We start from the raw sequence: 20,592 nt of genomic DNA, 5'->3' as shown, positions 1-20,592 counted from the left end.
GGTCATCGAACTCTGGGTACGGACGGGCTGTAGGTCCTAAGGGAACTTGATCAGTTCGATATTGACCGTTACCAGTAAGCCCCTGCATATTGTATCAGATGCAACACGTGGCCTGAGATCCGTCATTTGGATGTCAGTTGGCGACCTGGGGATTCGTCACTCGTGTCAGTAGCGCTCGTCACCGGAGTCATCTACCCGTGCGTATCTCGAGCGCGCACCGCCACCCTGACTCTCGATCTGTAGATCAGCGGATGCCTTCGGCCGCCAGGCCCTCGCGCTGCTGGGTGGCGTCGATGCTGAATGCGCCGCCGTGGATCAGCTCACCGAGGCCACTACCGAGGCATTCCAGCAGTACCCCGACTACGCGGTGATCACCAGTTTTCCTGGCCTGGCTGACCTCTCCGGCGCTCGGGTGCTCGGCGAGATCGGCGACGACCGCGAGCGGTTCACCGACGCCCGTTCGCTGAAGGACCTACGCCGGTTCTGTGCTGATCACGCGGGCCTCCGGGCGCAGCATCTCGATTACCCGCCGCGTGGTGAAGAACAACCGACTCAACGCTGCAGGATTCCTTTGGGCGTTCGCCGCGATGGCGAAAGCCGGCGCACCCCAAGACCATTAACGCCGAGGACGCGACCGCGGCGATCGGCACGCCGCTGCGCTTCGGCACCTCTTCGACCGCTTGCTCGGGCAGCTCCACTACTGCTTGCAAACCGGTCAGCACTACGACCCGATCAAGGCGTTCGGGCCCGCTCAGGACGCGTCCTTCGAGATCGCGGCTTGACCTCTTGGTGTGATCGGAGGTCTTCTTCGGCGCGTTCAAGACCGATATCGACGCCGAACTCGCCCAGCTCGGCCCGACCGGGTACCGGCCCTTGTGGGTGCGCGACACCCTGTTCTGAGTCAGCAGCACGGCGCCTCGCCGGCCGGGTCGATGAGCGCCTCGGCCAGTGGGCGTGCGAGCTGGGTGTAGGCGTCGGCGACCGGTAGCACGGTCATCCCAGGATGCTCGGATCGCCACTGCTCGGCGGCGTCGGGAGTGGCCAGGAACATCTGCGGATTGCAGCAGGTGGCGCGGACCTGCCCGCCCCGGATCCCGGCGGGGTCGACGAAGGCCACCATCGCGGCGGCCGGTTGCAGGTCGGTGACTCCCGTGACTGGATCGACGGTCAATCGCACGGCGCTGACGGTAACCGGGCACTCGGATTCGACGTGTGCGCTCGCCCCGATCACGGCGGGGAAGACGAGCGTGTCGGGCGCACACCAGGTGTAGAGCTGATGGCCTGCGACGGTGAATCGGTGCGGGGTCGGATTCAGGGTCAATCCCCACCCGAGGACCCGGCCCTGCTCGTCGTATTCGATGTCGGCGCCGATCGGTGTCTCTTCGAGATCTCCGGCGTCGACACCGGCTGCGGCCGCCAACTCCGTGACGGTGACCGGCGCTCCGTGGGCCAGCAGCCGCAGCGCGGCCCGCAGCAGCGCCCGGTCACGGTCGGCTGGTGCGATCGTGGCGAAAACGTCGGCGGGAATGGAGTCGGTGCTCATGAGAGTCAGCCTTTCCGAGAATGCGTCGGGTGCGATGTCGATGACGGTAGGGTCTGCCCCCGGGGGCAGAGTCAAGCCCGCGTCGGGCATCGGCACGGACCTCGGTCCAGCACACATCGTCGGCGGCCCACCGCGCACGGTGGATGCTGGTGAAGTCGTCGATGCGGTCGAGGATCTGCTGGGCGTCGCTGATCCGGCGGTGCAGCCGCTGTCGCGACCGCTCCAGTAGCTCGGCCAGACGCGCGCCGACCGCTCCGTCTCCACTATCGACGGCGTCATCGGTGAGCTGGCAGATCTCGGCGATGGTGAGCCCAAGCCCGCGCAGCTCGCCGATGAACCGCACACACCACAGTGCGTCATCGGTGTACAGGCGGTAGCCGGCCGCGCTGCGCCCCAGGGTGTGGATGAGCCCGAGGTCGGTGTATTCACGCAACGCCTTCACCCTCACCCCGGTCCGCGCCGACAACACGCCGATCGTCATGTGCCCGTTCATCTCGGCCTTTCCTGGAGGAGATCGTCAGCCTGCGCAGCAGGACAGTTTCGTCACGTCGGTGGTGAAGGTCTGGGCGGTCAGTTTCAACGCTTCGGCCATGGTCAGATACGGCGCCCAGCTGTGGGCGAGCCGGTCGACGGTCATACCCGCGGTCATCGCGTATCCGGCGGCGGTGATCAGGTCTCCGGCACCCTCGGCCAGCGCGTGCACGCCCAAGATCCGGCCGGTATCGGCGTCGGCGACGATCTTGGCCAGGCCACGGGTATCGCGATTGACCAGCGCCCGCGCCACACTCGACAACGCCAGCGTCCGGCACCGGCACCGGTATCCGGCCGTCACCGCCTCGGCCTCGGTGAGCCCCACGGCGGCGATGGCGGGGCTGGTGAACGTCAGCCGCGGCACTGTGGCGTAGTCCAGGACCCGATCCGCGTCGGCGAACGCGTTGTCGGCCACCAGCGTTCCCTGCGCGGCGGCCACATACACGAACTGCGGGCCCCCGGCCACGTCCCCGGCCGCCCAGATCCGGGCATTGTCGGTGCGCTGACGGTCATCGACGATCACCGCGCCGCGCCCGTCGACACCGACCCCGACCGCCTCCAGGCCCAGCCCCGCGGTGTTCGGGCGGCGACCGGTCGCGACCAACACGTGTTCGGCCCGCAGCTCGCTGACCCCGGCCCGAGTGCGCACGCTCACCAGCTTGTGGCCGCCACCGGCCAGGACCTTCTCGACGGTGGCCGCGGTCAACACGGCGATATGCTCATCGGCGAAGACAGCCTCGATCGCGGCCGAGATTTCCGGTTCCTCGCCCGGCGCCAGCCGCCCCAGGGCCTCGATCACCGTCACCCGGGTGCCGAGGCGGGCGAACAACTGGGCTTGTTCGAGCCCGACAGTGTTGCCGCCGATCACGATCAGCGACTCCGGGAGCCGCTTCAGGTCCATGGCGGTGGTCGAGGTCAGATACCCGGCCTCGACCAGACCGTCGATCGGCGGGATCCACGGCGTCGCACCGGTCGCGATCAGGTAATGGCCAGCCTCGATCACCCGGGTCCCGCCGTCGTTCGCTCCGACCCGCAACCCCGGCGCCGCACTCGTGCCGTCGAACACTGCCGTGCCGGAGACGATCTCCCACCCGTACTCGCCCGCCAGCTCGATGTACTTGTTTGCCCGCAGCTGCGCGACCAGCGCGTCCTTACCGGCGATCAGGCCCGGAAAATCCAGCGGCACCGCAGCGGCACCCAGGCCGGGAAACCGGTCGGCGGCGGCTGCGGCGTGGCGGGCCTCCGCGGCGGCCAGCAACGTCTTCGACGGCACACACCCGACGTTCACGCAGGTGCCACCGACGGTGTCGCGCTCGATCATCACCACGGACCTGCCGTGGCCGACCGCGGCGATAGCGGCGGCGAACGCCGCCGAACCGGACCCGACGATCGCCAGATCCGGACGGGATTGTGTCGTGGCCACGCCTGCCTCCTGAGGGGTTGAGCAACCGCGTCGCCAGCCAACGGCTGCTATTCGCATTGACGAATACCTACAGGGCTCATACTATGCGCTTAAGCGAATAGTTCAAGTGGTGTGGAGGTGCCCCATGTCCCGGTCCACGACCGCCGTGCCCGGCGACGAGCTGGCGTGCACACATCTGGATACGACGGCGAAGTTCTTTCGCGCCCTGTCGGATCCGACCCGGTTGAAGCTGCTGGAATACATCCTCGCCGGCGAACGCACCTCGGCCGACTGCGTCGCCCACGCCGGCATCTCCCAGCCGCGGGTGTCGGTGCACCTGTCGTGTCTGGCCGATTGCGGATACATCGTCGCGCGCCGCGACGGCAAGAAGCTGCGGTACACGGTCGGAGACCCGCGCGTGGCCGAACTGGTGCTGCTCGCCCGGTTGCTCGCGGCCGACAACGCCGCCGCCCTGACGTGCTGCACCCGCATCGACCAGGTACCGGACGGTGACCGGACATGAACGCCCTCGACAGCCCTCACGTCTCGGCAGCCGCTCACCGTCGGCGGGTTCACCGCGGCTGGGACTGGGTGTCAAGCTCGCCGAGGTCGATGCCGAGCTCGCCGAACTCACCGCGGTCCGGCGACACCCTGGCCGCCGCGCTGGCGGCCGGACGCGAAGACCTGCTCGAGCGCAGCGAATCCCCCTGCTGCCCTGTCCCATCGACACCGAACCCAGCGCCAGGCAGCGGTGGCTCGGCGAGCTGCGGGGGAGGCCGTTGTGGCTGCTGCGACCTAGACACGCCGCTGGCGGGCTTGCATCGGGACCGCGGCACTGCTGCCTGGGCTGTTGCGCGGTGGTGCCCCGCTGCTGATCGCGGCCGTAGCACTGAGCAGCGGCACGCTGCTGGTGAGCCTGTCATGGCTCCAACCGCTCGGATTCGCCCATCGGACTCGGGCTCCTCGGACTGATCTGGTCCCGCCAATGACTCGCGCCCGCGGCTGCGATGAGGGCTGCGCAGCCACACCTTCCGGCGACGCGGGCACTCCGGCCCGCACCACCGCCGCGACCTGGCTCAGGCCGTCACCGAGTTTGGCGCCTGCGAGGCCACCACGGTGATCAGCACCGTAGCCATCAACGGCGCCATCGCCGGTGCTCACCGCGCGCCGAGACCCGCTGCCCGGTCCCGGCGCGCGGTACACCTGGGGTGAGCCACGCCAGCGTCAGTGGGATGACGATCAACACGAGGAACGCTTCCAGGAACGGTCCGGCCTCCACGAACTCGGCCAGATCCGACGTAGAGCCGCAGCTGGTGGCAGGGACACCGCTCCGCCGCGCCAGCTGGGTAATACGCATCATCACCACCCCGCGACCCTGAACCTTCGACTCGACTCGAAGGTCAGACCGGCCGTGACGGTTGCCCCCGAGGGCGGTGTGGCCCCGGCGGCCGGTCCCGTGTCCGCGACGAATCAACCTGGTCTGATCGCCGCGCTACTCAGCGGCGGCCCGTGGTGCGCGAGTGTTGGGTGGGCGAAACCTGAGGGCGGGCAGCCACCAGTTCCAGCCGCCGAGCAGGCGCATGAGGGCGGGGACGAGGACGAGGCGGATGAGGACGGCGTCGATGGCGACGGCGACGGCAAGGGCGAGTCCGAGTTGTTTGAGTTCGAGGATGTCGGCGGTGAGGAAGCTTGCGAAGATGGCGATCATGATCGCGGCGGCCGCGGTGATGGGGCGTGCGGTGTGGGTGAGCCCGGCCGCGACGGCGCGCTGGTTGTCGCCGCTGGCGTCCCAGTATTCGCGGATGCGACGAATCAGGAACACCTCGTAGTCCATCGAGAGCCCGAACAGTAGCGCGAACACCACGGTGGGTAGGTAGACCTGCACGAATCCGGGGCTGGTGAAGTCGAGGACGTTCTCGCCCAGACCCCACTGGAACACCGCGACGGTGATACCGAGGGCGGCGCCGGTGGCGAGCAGGTTCATCGCGATGGCCTTGAGGGGTAAGGCGATACTGCGGAAAGCGGCGATGAGGAAGACCAGCGAGGCGGTCAGCACCAGGGCTACGACCAGCGGAAGTTTGGTGGTCATTTCGTCGGAGAGATCGACGAATTCGGCGGTGCTGCCGCCGATGCGGATCTCGGCTCCGGCTGCGCCGGCGGCTGTGTTGCGCAGGTCGCGGACGAGGTCGGTGGCGGCCATCGAGTCGAAGGTGACCGAGGGGATCGCCATCGCGAGCATTCGACCGTCATTGAGCTGGGCGGGCAGGACGGTGTCGATGCGGGCGTCGCCGTCGATCTCGGTCAGGAATCGGTTGACCCGTGCTTCGGCGTCTGCGGTGAGTGGGGTGTCGCTGGGGCCGGTGGCGATGATCTCGACCGGGGAGAGTGCTCCGGGCGGGAAGTTGGTGTTCAATGCGGTGCTGGCGCGTCCGGTCGGGGTGTCGTCGAGGGCGGTGGTGCCCATGTCGAGGCCGTAGCGGATCCCGAATACCGGCAGCGCGGCGAGGACCAGCACCGCTGCGGCCGCGGTGCCGAAGAGGACGGGTCGGCGCATGACGAGATACGCCCAGCGCGCCCAGCGGCCACCGAGAACGCCGGGAGCGTCGGTGGCGCTGTCGGCAGGGCGCCAGCGGGCCGGGAGACTACCGCGGTTGACAGCCGGGCCCAAGGCGGCGAGCAGGGCGGGTAGCAGGGTGACGGCGACGGTGAGCATACTGGTGACGGCGGTGGCGACGCCGATGGCGATGCCACGGAAGATCGGTGCCTGGATGATGATCAACGCGCACAGCGAGATCATCACCACCAAGCCCGAGACCAGAATCGTTTTGCCTGCTGTGGCGAGGGAGCGACCGACGGCGCCGCTGATCGCGGCATGGTCTGGCCCGGTGTGGTGGGTGAGTTCTTCGCGGAAGCGGCTGACGATGAACATCGCGTAGTCGATACCGACGCCGAGGCCCACCATGGTGGCCATGGCCACGGTCAGCGAATCGAACGCGGTCACAGCAGTGAGGGTGAACAACACTCCGACCGCGGTCAGCATCCCGGCGATGGCCACTGCGATCGGGACCGCCGCTGCGGCCAGGGCGCCGAGGGCGAGGACGAGCAGGACCAGCGCGACCGGGATGCCGATTGCCTCGGCGCGGGCCAGGTCGGCGTTCTGCAGTTCGGTGGCCGCGTTCTGTACCGCCGAGTACCCGGTGACCCCTACGTCGATGGAATCGTCGCCGGTGGTGGCGATGGCGTCTTGCAGGTCGCGCGCGACTTTCGCGCGTTCGGCCATGTCGCCGTCCATGCCGGCGAGCGCGATCGCGACGTGACCGTCGGCCGAGATCTGGGATCCGGGCAGCCCGTCGTAGGGGCCGACGACGTCGACCACGCCCTCGACCGCGGTGGCGGCGGTGATCGTGCGAGCCACCGCTGCACGGAACTCGGCGTCGGTGGCGGTGACCGCGCCAGACTGCAGCACGATGACCGCCTGTTCCGTACCGAACTGCGGGAAGTGCCGGGCAACCAGGCGATCCACCTCGGTGGACTCCGAGCCCTCGACACCGAAATCCATCGCACCGAGCCGGTTCTCGAGCAGCGGGTAGGCCACCGCGCACACCACCAGCAGCAGTCCCCAGACCGCCAGGACCGCACGTCTGCGCCGGGCCATCAGAACGCCCCACCGATATAGCACTCCGGGCGAGCCCGGCGGCGATGGTTGCTGAGGCGAGTTCTCGACGACGGCGGACTTCTGCTGGTTCACGCGTTCTCCCTCCGTAGCGACCACGAATTGATCGCCATATCACGATGTAATCGTTGAAACGAGATTAATCACACTCTCACTCGATATCAATAGCTTTCGCCGCTATCATCGCTTTATGGCGATTAATGATGGCGGGGGTTGCCTCGTCGAGACGCAGGGGTTGGATCCGGCGGTGGCCCTGTTCCACAGCCTCTCCGATGCGACACGGTTGGCGATCGTGCACCGGCTGGCGTGCGGGGAAGCGCGGGTCTTGGACCTGATGGCCGGGCTCGGACTGGCTCAGTCAACGGTATCGGCGCACGTAGCGTGCCTGCGCGACTGCGGGCTGGTCGTGGGCCGCCCGCAAGGGCGGCAGGTGTTCTACAGCCTGGCCCGCCCGGAGTTGATGGACCTACTCGCCTCGGCAGAGACCTTGCTCGCGGCGACAGGCAATGCGGTGGCGTTGTGCCCGAACTACGGCACCGACTCCACCACCGAGACGGAGAGCGCGGAGGTACGAGCATGAGCGACGCATGCGGCTGCGGCCACGACGAACCCGCCGGTGACGGCGAGGCCGAGGAACGCGAACCCGAAAAGCTCTGGGAAGTCAGTGAACTGCGCGCCGCCGCGGTCGCCGGAGTGCTGCTGGTCGCGGCACTGATCGTCGGCTGGACCGGCGGCCCACGCGCCGTCGAGTTGGGGTTGGAGATCGCCGCACTGCTCGTCGGTGCATACACCTTCGTCCCCTCCACGCTCAAACGGCTGGCCAAGGGCAAGATCGGTGTCGGCACGCTGATGACGATCGCCGCGATCGGCGCGGTGATCCTCGGCGAGGTCGGCGAAGCCGCCATGCTGGCGTTCCTGTTCTCCATCAGCGAGGGCCTCGAGGAGTACGCGGTCGCGCGCACCCGCCGCGGGCTGCGCGCCCTGTTGAACCTGGTACCGGACCGGGCCACCGTGCTACGCGACGGCACCGAAACCGTCATCGCCCCTGCCGAGCTGCGCGTCGGGGATCGGATGCTGGTGCGCCCCGGTGAGCGGGTCGCGACCGACGGGGTGATCGTCGACGGGCGTAGCGCGCTGGATGTTTCGGCGATCACCGGCGAATCGGTACCGGTGGAAGCCGGGCCGGGCGCGGAGGTGTTCGCCGGGGCGATCAACGGCACCGGTGTGCTGACCGTCGAGGTCACCACGACCGCCGAGGACAACTCCCTGGCACGGATCGTGCGGATCGTGGAGGCCGAGCAGGCCCGCAAGGGCGACGCTCAACGCTTGGCCGACAAGATCGCCAAACCGCTGGTGCCCGGCATCATGATCGCCGCCACAGCCATCGCGGTGATTGGCGCGCTCTTCGGGGATCCGGTCACCTGGATCGAACGTGCGCTGGTGGTGCTGGTCGCCGCCTCACCGTGCGCGCTGGCGATCTCGGTGCCGGTGACCGTGGTCGCCGCGATCGGTGCGGCGAGCAAGCTGGGTGTGCTGGTCAAGGGCGGTGCCGCACTCGAGGCGATGGGCCGGGTGCGCGAGGTCGCGCTGGACAAGACCGGCACGCTGACGGCGAACAAGCCTGCCGTCGTCGAGATCGCCGCCACCGGCGGTGTGCACGGGGACCGGGTGCTGGCGGTCGCGGCCGCGCTGGAATCGCGCAGTGAACATCCCCTCGCCCGCGCCATCCTCGCCGCCGTCGACACCGTCACTCCCGCCACCGACGTCGAGGCGGTCACCGGTGCCGGGTTGACCGGCCGCGTCGACGGACGCCGGGCGCGGCTGGGCCGTCCGGGCTGGATCGAACCGGGTGTTCTGGCCGCCGATGTGGAACGGATGCAGCACGCGGGGGCGACCGCGGTGCTGATCGAGCTCGACGGCCAGGTGATCGGTGCGATCGCTGTGCGCGACGAACTGCGGCCCGAGGCACACGAGGTCATCGACCGATTGCACGCGCTGGGAATCCGGGTCTCGATGCTCACCGGTGACAACGCCCGCACCGCCGCCGCTCTGGCCGCTGAGGCGGGGATCGAGGACGTGCACGCGGATCTGCGCCCGGAGGACAAGGCCCACATCGTGGGCGAACTGCGCAGCGACCGGTTCACCGCGATGGTCGGCGACGGCGTCAACGACGCCCCCGCACTGGCAACCGCCGACCTCGGTGTGGCGATGGGCGCGATGGGCACCGATGTCGCTATCGAAACCGCGGATGTGGCGTTGATGGGTGAGGACCTGCGGCACCTGCCGCGGGCTCTCGAGCACGCTCGTCGGGCTCGCCGGATCATGTTGCAAAACGTCGGTTTGTCGTTGGGGTTGATCACGATCTTGATCCCGCTCGCGCTGTTCGGGATTCTCGGGTTGGCGGCGGTGGTGCTGGTGCACGAACTCGCCGAGATCGTCGTCATCGCCAACGGTGTCCGCGCCGGACGCACCAAACCCCTGGCCTCGCTGACCGATTCGGCGGCAAAGCCCGCACCGGTACTGGCCGGAGCGCCCGCGTGACCGCCACCGCGTCGTCTGCTCCCACCGTGTCGCGGTGGGGGCGGCGACTGCGGTGGGTCGCTGCCGCGGCCGCGCTGGCCGGTATCGACCTCACGCTCAAAGCGTGGGCGCAGACCACGCTGGCCGGGGCCCCGATCGAGGCGGGTCCGGTGGACCTTAAGTTGGCGTTCAACCCGGGAGCGGCGTTCTCGATCGCCGCCGACGCACCGAGCTGGGTGATGCTCACGCTCACCACGGTGATCACCACCGCGGTCGCGGTCGGCGGATGGGTGGTCGCGCCGCGCGCGAACCTGCTCACCCGCGTCGCGCTCGCCGCGATCCTGGGCGGTGCCGCCGCCAACGTCATCGACCGGGCCCCCGACGGTGTGGTCACCGACTACCTGCACACCGGCTGGTGGCCCACCTTCAACCTCGCCGACACCTTCATCGTGCTCGGCGCGACCGCCCTCATCATCGCCACTCTGATCGGAAACTCCGATGAGCGAGAACCACTCTCACCCGAACACCACGCCGACGACCGGGACTGAGCCGGGCCCGTCACGTCGGTGGGCAGGGCTGGCGGCGCTGGTCGTCGCCCTGCTCACCGTCGGGCTGGACCTGATGGTTCTCAACGTCGCCCTGCCCACCCTGGCCCAAGACCTCGGCGCGAGCACCACCCAGTTGCAGTGGATCGTCAACGCCTACACCCTGGTCTTCGCCGCGCTCATGCTGCCCGCCGGCGGCTTCGGTGACCGCTACGGTCGCAAACGGCTGCTGCTGATAGGTTTGGTCGCCTTCGTCGCCGCCTCGGCCTGGGCCGCTTTCAGCGGGTCCACCGGCTCGCTGATCGCCGCCCGCGCGGTCATGGGCATCGGGGCCGCGATCATCGTGCCGCTGTCGCTGGGGATCCTGCCGACCCTGTTCGGCCCCGACCAGCGTCGCCGCGCGATCGCGGTGTGGGTCGGTGCACTGGGTGTCGGGTTGCCGCTGGGGCCGATCGTCGGTGGCTGGCTGCTGCAGCATTTCTGGTGGGGCTCGGTGTTTCTGATCAACGTCCCGGTCGGTGTCGCCGCCCTGGTTGCCTGTGTGGTGCTGTTGCCCGAATCGGTCGACCCGCATGCACCGGCGTTGGACTGGCTCGGGATCCTCACCGCCGTGCCCGGTACGGCGGCGCTGGTATTCGGCATCATCCAGGCTCCCGCGTACGGGTGGACCGATCCCGTCGTGCTCGCGGCTCTGGCGGCCGGTGTGTGGCTGATCGCGGGATTTCTGGTGTGGGAAAGCCGTGCCCGCGACCCATTGGTCGATCTGGCACTGTTCACCAATCCGGCCTTCACCTGGCCCACCCTGGCCGCAACCGCGGGCACCTTCACCCTGGTCGGCGTGCTGTTCGTGCTGCCGCAATACCTGCAGATACTGCGCTACCACGACGCCTTCGGCACCGGCCTGCGCTTGGTGCCTCTGGTGCTGGCGATCATCGTCGCCGCAGCCGCTGTGGACAAGATCGTGACCCGACTCGGCGCCAAAATCCCGATCGCCACCGGCATGGTGATCGCCGCGGCCGGATTCGTGCTCGCATCCCGCATCACCGTCGACTCCGGCTACGGCTTCGTCGCGGTGTGCCTGGCGACCGTGGGCCTGGGAGCCGGGCTGGCGTTGGCGCCGGCTGTCGACGCGGTCATGGCGAGCCTGCCCGAGCATCGCAGCGCCGCAGGAGCTGGGTTGCTGATGGCCATTCGACAGGTCGGTGCCGCGTTCAGCGTCGCGATCCTGGGCACCCTGCTCACCGTCGTTTACACCCGCGACCTCGACCCCCACCTGAGCGGCCTGCCCGAACCAGTGGTCAGCGCGGCGCGTGACAACATCGCCGGAGCGCAACTTGCCGCGACCCAGATTCCCGGCCCAGCGGGCGCCGATCTGGCCGCGTCCAGCGCCCACGCCTACAGCCACGCCATGTCCGCAGTGTTCCTTGCCAGCGCCGCCATCAGCGCACTACTGGCCGCGGCCATCGCCGCCAAACTCCCCAACCACACTCCTGCGCCCGCGCCGACATCACCGGCGCGTGATCGAAACTGAAATAGCCACTCCCATGACAGCGGCTACGGCACGCGACACAACTGCGTGTCAGCCGAGCAGCAGTGCACTCCCAGAGAAAGGGCATCCGCCGGAATGGTTACCTCGATCCTGCAGGCCATCGGACTCTTCCTGGTGACCAACATCGACGACATCATCGTGCTTTCGCTGTTCTTCGCCCGCGGCGCGGGAACCCGCGGAACAACGGCCGCCATCGCGACCGGACAATATCTCGGTTTCGGAGCGATCCTCGCCGCGTCGGTCCTCGTAGCGCTGGGAGTCACGGCGCTGCTGCCCGAAGAAGCCATCGCCTACTTCGGGCTCATTCCTCTGCTGCTCGGTCTGCTCGCCGCCTGGAGAGCATGGCGCAACAACGGCGACGACGATGAACGGTTCGAGGGCAAGAAGGTCGCGGTCTGGACGGTGGCGGCGGTGACCTTCGCCAACGGCGGCGACAACATCGGCGTCTACGTCCCGGTCTTCGCGACCGTGGGTACAGCGGCGATCGTCGCCTACTCGGTCGTGTTCCTGCTCTTGGTCGCCGTGCTGGTGTTCACCGCGAAGTTCCTCACCACCCGCAAGGCCATCGCCGAGATCTTGGAACGGTGGGAACACATCCTGTTCCCGCTCGTGCTGATCGTTCTCGGAATCGTCATCCTCGTCAGCGGCGGCGCATTCGGCCTCTGACCGTCGTCCCGGTCTGCACGGCCCAGATCACGGAGGACAGCGGCGATCGGCTCCAAAGAATGAAGTGCTATTCGAGGCCGTAACCGGTAGACAGCCGTCCTTCGGTTGGTCCATGGTTGTGCTCAGGGGCGCTGCACCGTTGTGGCACTACTACCACTGTGGCACTACTACCATCGACGTAGTTCAAGGCCTCCGGCAACGTGGGGCTTCTACCGCGCCTAGCGGCGGCCGAACGATGATCGTCGTCGGCCGTCGGCCGAGATTGTCGGCTGGTTGTTGCGGTGCGATTGCGCCAGCCGGTCCAGTTCCGCGGTGTCGACCTGGACCGATCCGGTGCAGTGGGCGCGGGTGCCCTCAGCGTCCCTCGAGGACCTCGCCCGGCATCGCGTGTTCGCCCCCGACAGCGACGTCGATGCCGACGATCGGCCTGAGGTCGCGGAGGCCGCACGCGCGGTGTGGCAGCGTGACCATCTCGACCCTCTCGATGTCGAGGCCGAGATCCGCGCCGCCGCGGATGCCCGCAGGGAGGCTGACGCGCGACTCGACGTCGCGGTGGCTAGGGCTCGCCGTTTGGGCCGGTCATGGGCTGACATCGGGGCAGCGGCCGGGATGACACGGCAGTCGGCGAACGAGCGCTGGAGGGACAGGGTGTGACAAGCCTTCACGGCGTCGGGCGCGGGTGGCGTGTAGCCACGTAGTGAGGCTACAATCGGAGCCGTAGCCAGCCCATTGCGGTGGGTTTGGAAGTGAGCCACAGGATTACTCGCCGGACGACGAGGCCTGTGGCTCGCGGTCTTTTAGGGGCCGATGGTGTGTATTTCGACTCCGGCGCCGAGTATGTCGAGGTAGTCCCCGCGGCCGCAGCGATGTTGCACGACGGCGCCGCACACGATATCGGCAACCCACAGGGCCGGTTCGTTACGACCGACAGCATGATCGATCCGCAGTGTCGAGGCCACGGCGCGTTGCGCGCGGAGCTTTTGCAGCATGTCCATATCGCTGGCGTCCTGTTGACCGCGTGATTCGAGAGTGATCGTGGAGCACGGCATATCAGCGAGATGTGGGAGTAGGAACTCCATACACTTTCGTCGGTGTCGCCGATCCGAGGAGTCCTTGTCAACGTGCACAACAACGAACCCGGTCAGAGGGAGCTGCGCGACCGCAGTGACGAGCTCAGTTCGGCGTTGTTCGCTGCTGCCGTGCCAGTGCACTTTAGGCTCGGCTAGGCGTAGAGCTTCCATCCTGTGACGGAGGGCGTCTACGTCTTCTTCATCGCACAGGGCGGCCGACATCAAGTACGCGCCGGGGTCCATGTCCGGCCGCGACCCGCTTTCGTCGGCCCAGGCTGTCAGCATGGGGAACAACCTTATGCGAGGGGTCCGACGCGGCCTGAAAACGTCGAGACGGCTACCGGACGTGACGACGCCACTTCTGCGGCAACCGACCGTCGAGGGAGGGCGGCAGAGCGCACCGGAGACGGGTTTACGACTTACGCGAGCCGGTCGACCCGTCCTCCGGTCTGGTCGGCGTGCGCCTGGGCCTGGGCCTGGGCCTCGTCGAGCTCATCAGCGGTGTAGTACGGAGCTCCCGGCGGGTTGGCCGGGTGGCCGCCCGCACGATGAGGGCCAGGTCGCCAGCTCGACGCGGCCGCGTTGCCGAGGTTCCCACCGCAACACGATCCCGCCGCCTCTACATCAGCTACGGATCGGCGACCGGCTCCTCGCACTGATAGCGAGTCGCGAAGCGCACCGCCGGACGCCTACATGCCCAATCCGCCGGGTTACCAACGCCGGATCGACAGAAATCTGAGATCACCTCAATGGTCTTGTCGCGAAACAAGCGACTACGCGTATCTGCAAAATCGAGGTGTGGCATCTCGCATCAGCGTCGCATAAGTGTCGCACTTAGCATCGCACTAAGTATCGCATTCCCTATGAGATGGAACGGCACCGCAATCGGCAGGCTTCCGATCCGGATTCGATAGGTTCCCGTTTCGTGGCAAGCTGACGCTCATGGACAAGCAAATTCCGGCGTCTGGATCTGGCACGGTCCCCTCGCCTCCCCCACCCGCACCGAGCCCAGGTGCGACGCGGGAGAAGTTGCTCTCTTGGTCGCCGCGCAGGTACTCAGTCAACCGGTTTGTCCTCGTCCAACAGCCTGATGAGACGAAGCCGCGGCCGAGCACGGTGGGCGTGCTGACGAAGGGTCGGCATCACCGCGCGCTGGTCCTCTATCTGCTGCTGCTGACGTGGTGGCCGTGGCTCTCCTTGCGACACACTCCGCTGGCGGCCGAGGTGTGGGTTCGCGCACTGACCGCGGAGGGGCCGGGGACAGCGAACGCGCTCACCTGGTCGCCGTCTACGTTGTCGCGAACGTGGGGCGAGCTCGAGGAACTGGGACTGGTCGAACGTAAAAGGGAAGGGCGACTGACCCGCATCGTCCCGCGTCGCGAGGACGGGAAGGACGACTACGTTGCACCGGCTGGTCAGAAGAAGGATTGGTACAACGCCTACTTCACCCTCCCTCATGAGTTCTGGACAGAGCAGCACTTCGCGACGCTGAGTCCTGCCGCCCTCGCGGTGCTGCTGATCGTCTTGAAGGAGACAACGAAGAAGCCTGACGTCGAGCTCCTCCGGGAGAAGATGCAGGACTGGTACGGGATCTCAGGCAAGACGGTGACAAAGGGTATCCAGGAGCTGATGGCCGCTGGCCTGATAGAGGAGCGACTGCGGTGGGAGGAAGACCTGTCCGCGAAGCTCGGGTACGTCAAGCATCACCACTATGGGTTGACGGGTGTTTTCAGCACCGAGGAGAGGGCGGCGCGACGACGCGTAGCGCGGCGCAAGCGCAGGTTGAACGAACGCAAGAAGTCCAAAAAGGCTGCCCAGGAGGCGAAATCATGACTGCGAGCACACCGCCACCGTGGCCGCCGCACACGTGGTCGAAGTACGCATGGAAAACGATCGGCCAGGCGATGCGGTCGACGGCCACAACCGTCCGTTTCGTGGCGATCTTGGCAGCGATCTTCGTGCTGCCCAGCGTTGCCGCTGCGATCTCGTTCGTGATCGTCCGTTCCGTGTACTTCTAGGACTGGAACCGATGACGCTGATCCGGGGTGCTGATCGAGTGAGCTGGAGAGCTTCGAATGAGTAGTTATGAGGAGCGGTTCGAGGCCGGGCTCGCGCATCTGCATCGCTACGTCGCCGCGCACGGTTCGAGCTCGCCGCCGCACGGTTCGACGATCGACGGATTTCTGATCGGGAGTTGGGTCGGCAGCCGGCGCACCGAGTACCGCAGGGGCCGGTTATCGGCCGAGCGGATCCGCCGTATCGAGACCGAGTTCCCGGACTGGCGGTGGAACGTACGGGAGGCGATGTTCGACGTCGGCCTGGCGCATCTGCGCCGCTACGTCGCCACCCATGGGACGAGCCGCGTGGGTTACGACGAGGTGGTCGACGGATTCCCGTTGGGGCAGTGGACGAGGGATCGTCGCGCCGACTTCCGCACAGGCCGACTGTCTGCGGAGCGGATCGAGGTGTTTGAGCGCGAATTCCCTGACTGGCAATGGACCCCTCAGACCGCAGTATTCGCGGCCGCGTTCGAGACCGGGATCGGGCACCTGCATCGGTATGTCGCCGCGCACGGCACCCCCAACGCCCCCCGGCGTGATGTGATCGACGGATTCCCGATCGGCACCTGGATCCAGAGCCGCCGCGCCGACTACCGCAAAGGCCGGTTGTCGGCCGAGCGGATCCGCCGTATCGAGACCGAGTTCCCGGACTGGCAGTGGACCATCCGAACCAGCTCGACTCAGGGCACGATCGGTGGCCTGTAATGGGTGGTCCTGATGACCGACGGTTCGAGGTCGGGCTCGCGCATCTGCATCGCTACGTCGCCGCACAGGGTTCGAGCTCTCCCCCGCGCGGCGCAAGGATCGACGGGTTCCCGATCGACGTGTGGGTGGCCAGCAGACGCACCGACTACCGCAAGGGCCGACTGTCGGCCGAGCGGATCGAACGGCTCGCGACCGAGTTCCCGGACTGGCAGTGGAGTGTGCGCGACGCGCAGTTCGACGTCGGCCTGGCGCATCTGCGCCGCTACGTCGCCGCACATGGGACGAGCACCGTGAGTCAGCATGAGGTGTTCGACGGATTCGCCCTCGGACAGTGGGTGACGAATCGTCGCGCCGACTACCGCAAAGGCCGACTGTCGGCGGAGCGGATCGAGGTGTTTGAGCGCGAGTTTCCTGACTGGCAGTGGTCGCCTCAGGCCACGGCGGCGGCCGCCGCATTCGAGGTCGGGATCGCGCACCTGCATCGGTATGTCGCCGCGCACGGCACCAGCAACGCCCGAAATCGGGCGGTGATCGAAGGATTCGCGATCGGACAGTGGGTCGCCAACCGCCGCGCCGACTACCGTAGAGGTCAGCTCGCCACCGAGCGGATCCGCCGCATCGAGGCCGAGTTCCCGGACTGGCAGTGGACCGCACAACGCCGCTCCTGATCCGACATACGGCGCGCGGTGAGGCAACGGATTCAAAACCCGTCCAGTGTCAGTTCGAGTCTGACCGGGGGCACCAGGGCCCTCGCAGGCAAGCGCACATCGCTCGCACCAAATTCTCCTGGGAAACCTATTGATCTCCGGCATGTGACGTGCTAAGTTTCACATCCCTCTTTCTATGAGGGCTTCCCTCCAACTCTGAGGGTCTGATTGTGGTCACAGGTCCAGGCGGAGCTATATCCGCACCCAGGGCCCACGTGGTTCAGCCACTCAGACCTTCGGAAGGGGGTGAAAATGGAAGCGATGGTCATCCTCGGGATCATCCAGATCCTCATCGCAACAGCCCATCTCGTTGTAGACATCCTCAGCTAGCCCCAGCGAGGGGGCCGGGCACTCGCCCGGCCCCTCGCCTCGCCTGGCGGCATCCTTCGTGGAAAGGCTTGCGTACCGACAAAACCCCGGGCTGCGAATCGCCCACCTGCACAACGCAACCACGATGGCCCTGTGGCAACCGACCCGCCGGGGAGGGCGGCAGCGCAGCGCCAGCGGAGTCAGCTCGTGGCTTCCCCGAGTCGTTCGACCTGTCCGCCAACCTCGTCGGCGTACGCCTGAGCCTCGGTCGCCTCATTGTCGGTGTAGACCCGGACGTCTGCCGGCCTACCGGCCGGCCGCACGATCAACGTCAGCTCCCCTATCGCGACGCGACCGCGTTTAGGTGCGACGCGATTGGTGGGCCCGGCCCCGGCATCGTTGTTCTCGGTCATCGCTCGGCGGCGTCCTGTCTCGGTTGCAGCGCCTCGGGCGGCACCCACATGGTGATCGTGGCCGAGGAGACGCGGTTGGCGCTCTCGACTGGCATCTGACATATCCCGCGCCAGAGGCCGTTTGAAGTTTGGAGCCACGCTAAGAGAAGCGCGTTCATGGTGGGTTCGATCCGGGCACCGGATGCGCGGACTCGCAGTGACACTCCCCCACCGGCGGCATACGAGCGTCCGCAGGACGGGTCAGCGATCGCCATGTCGATCAGCACGGGCCTCGGTGGGTCGACCACGCGTAGTGTTCGGGTGTCGGGCCAGTGGTCGAACATGCCATCAGTGTCATCTCGCAAGACATCGGTGACAGTTCTGCATCAGGCCATAGGTGACAGAGTGAGGGGTCTTGGTGGTGACACTTCTTCATTTGGTTTCCGCCACGCACCGCTATGTGCCTTGCGTTGCGTGGCGCGGTTGCCTATGAGGGGGGCCTGACGCAGGTGCTCAACTGACCGCGCCTGCGACGGTTCAGCAGCACCCCGTGATGGCGCTGAGAACGCTGCGCAGCGCTTCCAACGACTCTGGCCGGGCACGGTAGTAGACGTTCATCCCTCGTCGGTCAGGTGCGACCATGCCGGCCTTGCGGAGCTGCCCCAGGTGGTGGCTCGTGGTGGCCTCGGTGAGGCTGACCGCGGTCGCGAGGTCGCAGGTGCAGATCCCCTCACCGGTGTCAGTGAGCAGAATCGAGACGAGTTTGATCCGGACCGGATCGGCCAGCGCCTTGAGCCGCAGAGCGATTTCTAGGGCGGTGTCGTCATCGAGAGGGGCCGCCGACACGGGCGCACAGCAGATCGGGGCACTGATGTCGACCATCGGCAGGGCCTTCGGCATGACCCGACCATACCCTGGTACTTGACATATGTCGAAAAGGTGGCACCCTGCAGGTGTCAGTAGTTCGATATATGTCTCACAGGTGAAGGTGATGGTCATGTCCCGTATGCAGCTCGCGCTCAATGTCGATGATCTCGATACCGCGATCGAGTTCTACTCCAAGCTGTTCAACACCACCCCGGCCAAGCGCAAGCCGGGATACGCCAACTTCGCGATCGTCGAGCCGCCACTGAAGCTGGTGCTGCTGGAGAATCCCGGCCAGGGCGGCACGATCAACCATCTCGGCGTCGAGGTCGAGTCGAGCGAGAAGGTGCACGCCGAGATCGCCCGGTTGTCCGGGGAGGGTCTGTTCACCCAGGAGGAGATCAACTCCACCTGTTGTTTCGCGACGCAGGACAAGGTGTGGGTGACCGGGCCGGCGAAGGAGAAGTGGGAGGTCTACACCGTGCTGGCTGACTCCGAGACGTTCGGGACCAGCCCGAAACTGTTGGAACAGAACGCCACCGAGGACGCCGAGCAGGGTTCGGTGTGCTGCGGCGGCAACGCCGCAGACCAGGCCGAGGCGCGCACAGCCTGCTGCTGACAGCCTCGGTTCGCGTTCTCGCCTACCGCGCGATGCGGTCGGCGAGGGCGCGGATCCGGTTGGTGATGTCGTCGCGGATCAGCCGCATTCGTTCGATACCGTCGATGCCCCGTCCGGAGGGTTCGTCGGTGTCCCACACTTCGAGGGCGACGCCGTCGGGTGGGGTGACCTCGGCGGTGCCGACCACCACGACCAGGTCCACGGCTTGCATCAGTTCATCGGTGAGTTGCCGCGGCTGATGTCCGACGACGTCGGCGCCGACTTCGGCGAGTACCTGGGCGGACAGTTCGTTGACCTGGCCGCCGATTTTCGCGTTGGTGCCGGCTGAGGATGGGGTGATCCGGTCGGTGACTGTCGGTGTGAGGTGTTCGGCCATCACCGATTTGCCGCGGTTGGACACGCACACGAACAACACCTGCGGTGGTGTGCTCATTGGCCGACCTGCTGGTCGGCGGGTACCAGTTCGTCGAGGAGGTTCGCGACGAGTCCGCGGATCTGATCGCGGATGGGGCGGACCGCGTCGATGCCTTGGCCGGCTGGGTCGTCGAGAGCCCAGTCCCGGTAGCTGACGCCGGGGAACACCGGGCACGCATCGCCACAGCCCATGGTGATCACGACGTCGGAGGATTCGACGGTGTCGGGGGTGAGGATCTTCGGTGACTGTGCGGAGATGTCGATACCGACTTCAGCCATCGCCTCGACCGCGGCCGGGTTGATGGAGTCGGCGGGAGCAGATCCGGCGGAGCGGACCTCGACGCTGCCCTGGCTCAAGGCGGTGAGGAAACCGGCGGCCATCTGCGAGCGGCCAGCGTTGTGGACACACACAAATAGCACCCTAGGTCGAGATGTAGACATGAGACACAAGCCCTTTCAGCTGTGAAGGAACATCAGATACGTCACACACGTTCGGTGGTGAGTTCGGTGAGAAGACCACGAACTCGGGCGTCAAGATCGTCGCGGATCGCGCGAACCTCGTCGAGGGGACGGCCCTGGGGGTCCGCGACCGTCCAGTCCAGATAGCGTTTGCCGGGATAGATCGGACACGCGTCGCCGCAACCCATGGCTACGACCACGTCGGCGGCGGCGACTACATCGTCGGTGAGCGGTTTGGGGTACTGCGTGCCCATGTCGACGCCGATCTCGGTCATTGCTTCGACGACGGTCGGGTTGATCGAGTGCGCGGGGGCTGACCCGGCGGAGCGCACGTGTACCCGCCCGGCGGCGTGGTGGGTCAACAATCCGGCGGCCATCTGTGAGCGGCCGGCGTTCTGGACGCAGACGAACAGAACTTCGGGCACATCCTTGGGCACCGATCCATCGGACTGGGCCAGGGCGCGTAACCGATCAGCCGCGAACCTGCCCGCCAAGTATGAGGGGGTGGTGTCTCGCCAGACGGTGGAACGCTGTGTGTTCGAGTCCTACACCGCCTTACGGCGC

23 protein-coding genes, 1 tRNA gene and 1 pseudogene are annotated in these 20,592 nt (G+C 67.0%); 14 read left to right on the top strand and 11 right to left on the bottom strand.

The window, feature by feature from the left end; genetic code table 11:
* Nucleotides 1–901: 901 nt before the first annotated feature.
* Genes merB through merA form a run of 3 tightly spaced genes read right to left on the bottom strand, consistent with a single transcriptional unit; the run spans nucleotide 902 to nucleotide 3,497 of the window.
* The gene (gene merB / locus A5777_RS02410; protein ID WP_005179592.1) at nucleotides 902–1,543 is read right to left on the bottom strand and encodes an organomercurial lyase MerB; all 642 of its coding nucleotides are present in this window, start codon (nucleotides 1,541–1,543) and stop codon (nucleotides 902–904) included.
* A complete protein-coding gene (locus A5777_RS02405; RefSeq protein WP_005179589.1) occupies nucleotides 1,485–2,036 on the bottom strand; it encodes a MerR family transcriptional regulator in 552 nt (183 codons plus the stop codon). The genes merB and A5777_RS02405 overlap by 59 nt, the downstream gene beginning before the upstream one ends.
* Nucleotides 2,037–2,060: 24 nt before the next feature.
* Complete coding sequence (gene merA / locus A5777_RS02400) at nucleotides 2,061–3,497, bottom strand: mercury(II) reductase (protein WP_007240196.1); 1,437 nt, start codon at nucleotides 3,495–3,497, stop codon at nucleotides 2,061–2,063.
* A gap of 124 nt (nucleotides 3,498–3,621) precedes the next feature.
* On the opposite strand from merA, the gene A5777_RS02395 reads away from it, so the two are divergent.
* The gene (locus A5777_RS02395; protein WP_005179587.1) at nucleotides 3,622–3,999 is read left to right on the top strand and encodes an ArsR/SmtB family transcription factor; all 378 of its coding nucleotides are present in this window, start codon (nucleotides 3,622–3,624) and stop codon (nucleotides 3,997–3,999) included.
* 612 nt (nucleotides 4,000–4,611) lie between these two features.
* Here A5777_RS02395 and A5777_RS02385 read toward each other — a convergent pair.
* Nucleotides 4,612–4,833 carry a hypothetical protein gene (locus A5777_RS02385; RefSeq protein WP_005179582.1) on the bottom strand — a complete coding sequence of 74 codons (222 nt, stop codon included), beginning with the start codon at nucleotides 4,831–4,833 and terminating at the stop codon, nucleotides 4,612–4,614.
* Between the two features lie 135 nt (nucleotides 4,834–4,968).
* Nucleotides 4,969–7,131 carry an MMPL family transporter gene (locus tag A5777_RS02380; protein ID WP_007240197.1) on the bottom strand — a complete coding sequence of 721 codons (2,163 nt, stop codon included), beginning with the start codon at nucleotides 7,129–7,131 and terminating at the stop codon, nucleotides 4,969–4,971.
* Nucleotides 7,132–7,339: 208 nt separating this feature from the next.
* Between A5777_RS02380 and A5777_RS02375 the strand changes: the two genes are divergently transcribed.
* The 6 genes from A5777_RS02375 to A5777_RS02350 all read left to right on the top strand — a co-directional run bounded on the left by A5777_RS02375 (nucleotide 7,340) and on the right by A5777_RS02350 (nucleotide 13,083).
* Nucleotides 7,340–7,729 carry an ArsR/SmtB family transcription factor gene (locus A5777_RS02375; RefSeq protein WP_005179570.1) on the top strand — a complete coding sequence of 130 codons (390 nt, stop codon included), beginning with the start codon at nucleotides 7,340–7,342 and terminating at the stop codon, nucleotides 7,727–7,729.
* On the top strand, nucleotides 7,726–9,690 hold the full coding sequence (locus A5777_RS02370) for a heavy metal translocating P-type ATPase (protein ID WP_006902503.1): 1,965 nt from the start codon (nucleotides 7,726–7,728) through the stop codon (nucleotides 9,688–9,690). Before A5777_RS02375 ends, A5777_RS02370 begins: the two co-directional genes overlap by 4 nt.
* Nucleotides 9,687–10,217, top strand: coding sequence for a signal peptidase II (gene lspA, locus A5777_RS02365; RefSeq protein WP_005179567.1), 531 nt, complete (start codon nucleotides 9,687–9,689; stop codon nucleotides 10,215–10,217). Before A5777_RS02370 ends, lspA begins: the two co-directional genes overlap by 4 nt.
* Nucleotides 10,168–11,745, top strand: coding sequence for a DHA2 family efflux MFS transporter permease subunit (locus tag A5777_RS02360; protein ID WP_005179563.1), 1,578 nt, complete (start codon nucleotides 10,168–10,170; stop codon nucleotides 11,743–11,745). Before lspA ends, A5777_RS02360 begins: the two co-directional genes overlap by 50 nt.
* Nucleotides 11,746–11,838: 93 nt before the next feature.
* On the top strand, nucleotides 11,839–12,429 hold the full coding sequence (locus A5777_RS02355; RefSeq protein ID WP_005179560.1) for a cadmium resistance transporter: 591 nt from the start codon (nucleotides 11,839–11,841) through the stop codon (nucleotides 12,427–12,429).
* 312 nt (nucleotides 12,430–12,741) lie between these two features.
* Nucleotides 12,742–13,083, top strand: a complete 342-nt coding sequence (locus A5777_RS02350) for a hypothetical protein (RefSeq protein ID WP_005179558.1) — start codon at nucleotides 12,742–12,744, stop codon at nucleotides 13,081–13,083.
* 143 nt (nucleotides 13,084–13,226) lie between these two features.
* On the opposite strand, the gene A5777_RS25165 is transcribed toward A5777_RS02350, so the two are convergent.
* Nucleotides 13,227–13,784, bottom strand: a complete 558-nt coding sequence (locus A5777_RS25165; protein WP_005179554.1) for a hypothetical protein — start codon at nucleotides 13,782–13,784, stop codon at nucleotides 13,227–13,229.
* 837 nt (nucleotides 13,785–14,621) lie between these two features.
* On the opposite strand from A5777_RS25165, the gene A5777_RS02340 reads away from it, so the two are divergent.
* From A5777_RS02340 to A5777_RS24540, 5 genes are all read left to right on the top strand, one after another.
* Entirely contained in the window at nucleotides 14,622–15,332 is a 711-nt protein-coding gene (locus A5777_RS02340) for a helix-turn-helix transcriptional regulator (protein ID WP_229742889.1), read from the top strand.
* Nucleotides 15,329–15,517 (top strand): hypothetical protein, encoded by a 189-nt coding sequence (locus tag A5777_RS02335; RefSeq protein ID WP_005179548.1) that lies wholly within the window; start codon nucleotides 15,329–15,331, stop codon nucleotides 15,515–15,517. Before A5777_RS02340 ends, A5777_RS02335 begins: the two co-directional genes overlap by 4 nt.
* A 57-nt stretch (nucleotides 15,518–15,574) precedes the next feature.
* Nucleotides 15,575–16,264: a helicase associated domain-containing protein gene (locus tag A5777_RS02330; RefSeq protein ID WP_005179533.1), complete on the top strand. Its 690-nt coding sequence runs from the start codon at nucleotides 15,575–15,577 to the stop codon at nucleotides 16,262–16,264.
* Nucleotides 16,264–16,932: a helicase associated domain-containing protein gene (locus tag A5777_RS02325; RefSeq protein ID WP_005179528.1), complete on the top strand. Its 669-nt coding sequence runs from the start codon at nucleotides 16,264–16,266 to the stop codon at nucleotides 16,930–16,932. The genes A5777_RS02330 and A5777_RS02325 overlap by 1 nt, the downstream gene beginning before the upstream one ends.
* Nucleotides 16,887–17,008: transfer RNA gene (locus A5777_RS24540), tRNA-Leu, on the top strand. Before A5777_RS02325 ends, A5777_RS24540 begins: the two co-directional genes overlap by 46 nt.
* A 472-nt stretch (nucleotides 17,009–17,480) precedes the next feature.
* Here A5777_RS24540 and A5777_RS02320 read toward each other — a convergent pair.
* Complete coding sequence (locus A5777_RS02320; protein WP_005179525.1) at nucleotides 17,481–17,693, bottom strand: hypothetical protein; 213 nt, start codon at nucleotides 17,691–17,693, stop codon at nucleotides 17,481–17,483.
* Nucleotides 17,694–18,209: 516 nt separating this feature from the next.
* A complete protein-coding gene (locus A5777_RS02310) occupies nucleotides 18,210–18,572 on the bottom strand; it encodes an Rv2640c family ArsR-like transcriptional regulator (protein ID WP_005179521.1) in 363 nt (120 codons plus the stop codon).
* 97 nt (nucleotides 18,573–18,669) lie between these two features.
* On the opposite strand from A5777_RS02310, the gene A5777_RS02305 reads away from it, so the two are divergent.
* Entirely contained in the window at nucleotides 18,670–19,155 is a 486-nt protein-coding gene (locus A5777_RS02305) for an ArsI/CadI family heavy metal resistance metalloenzyme (protein WP_005179519.1), read from the top strand.
* Between the two features lie 22 nt (nucleotides 19,156–19,177).
* Here A5777_RS02305 and A5777_RS02300 read toward each other — a convergent pair whose 3' ends face one another.
* The 3 genes and pseudogenes from A5777_RS02300 to A5777_RS02290 form a co-directional block, all read right to left on the bottom strand.
* Nucleotides 19,178–19,588, bottom strand: coding sequence for an arsenate-mycothiol transferase ArsC (locus A5777_RS02300; protein WP_005179518.1), 411 nt, complete (start codon nucleotides 19,586–19,588; stop codon nucleotides 19,178–19,180).
* Entirely contained in the window at nucleotides 19,585–20,010 is a 426-nt protein-coding gene (locus A5777_RS02295) for an arsenate reductase ArsC (protein ID WP_012834432.1), read from the bottom strand. The genes A5777_RS02300 and A5777_RS02295 overlap by 4 nt, the downstream gene beginning before the upstream one ends.
* A gap of 41 nt (nucleotides 20,011–20,051) precedes the next feature.
* Nucleotides 20,052–20,522, bottom strand: a pseudogene (locus A5777_RS02290) (arsenate reductase ArsC); the annotation flags it as partial.
* 10 nt (nucleotides 20,523–20,532) lie between these two features.
* Here A5777_RS02290 and A5777_RS25775 point away from each other — a divergent pair.
* On the top strand, nucleotides 20,533–20,592 hold a 60-nt coding region (locus A5777_RS25775; RefSeq protein ID WP_442903005.1), incomplete at its 3' end, for a hypothetical protein.

Origin of the sequence: Gordonia sp. 852002-10350_SCH5691597, assembly GCF_001665715.1 — a bacterium.
Taxonomy (GTDB): domain Bacteria; phylum Actinomycetota; class Actinomycetes; order Mycobacteriales; family Mycobacteriaceae; genus Gordonia; species Gordonia sputi.
The sequence above is the reverse complement of the archived record's forward strand: the minus strand, read 5'-3'. Positions and strand labels throughout refer to the sequence as shown.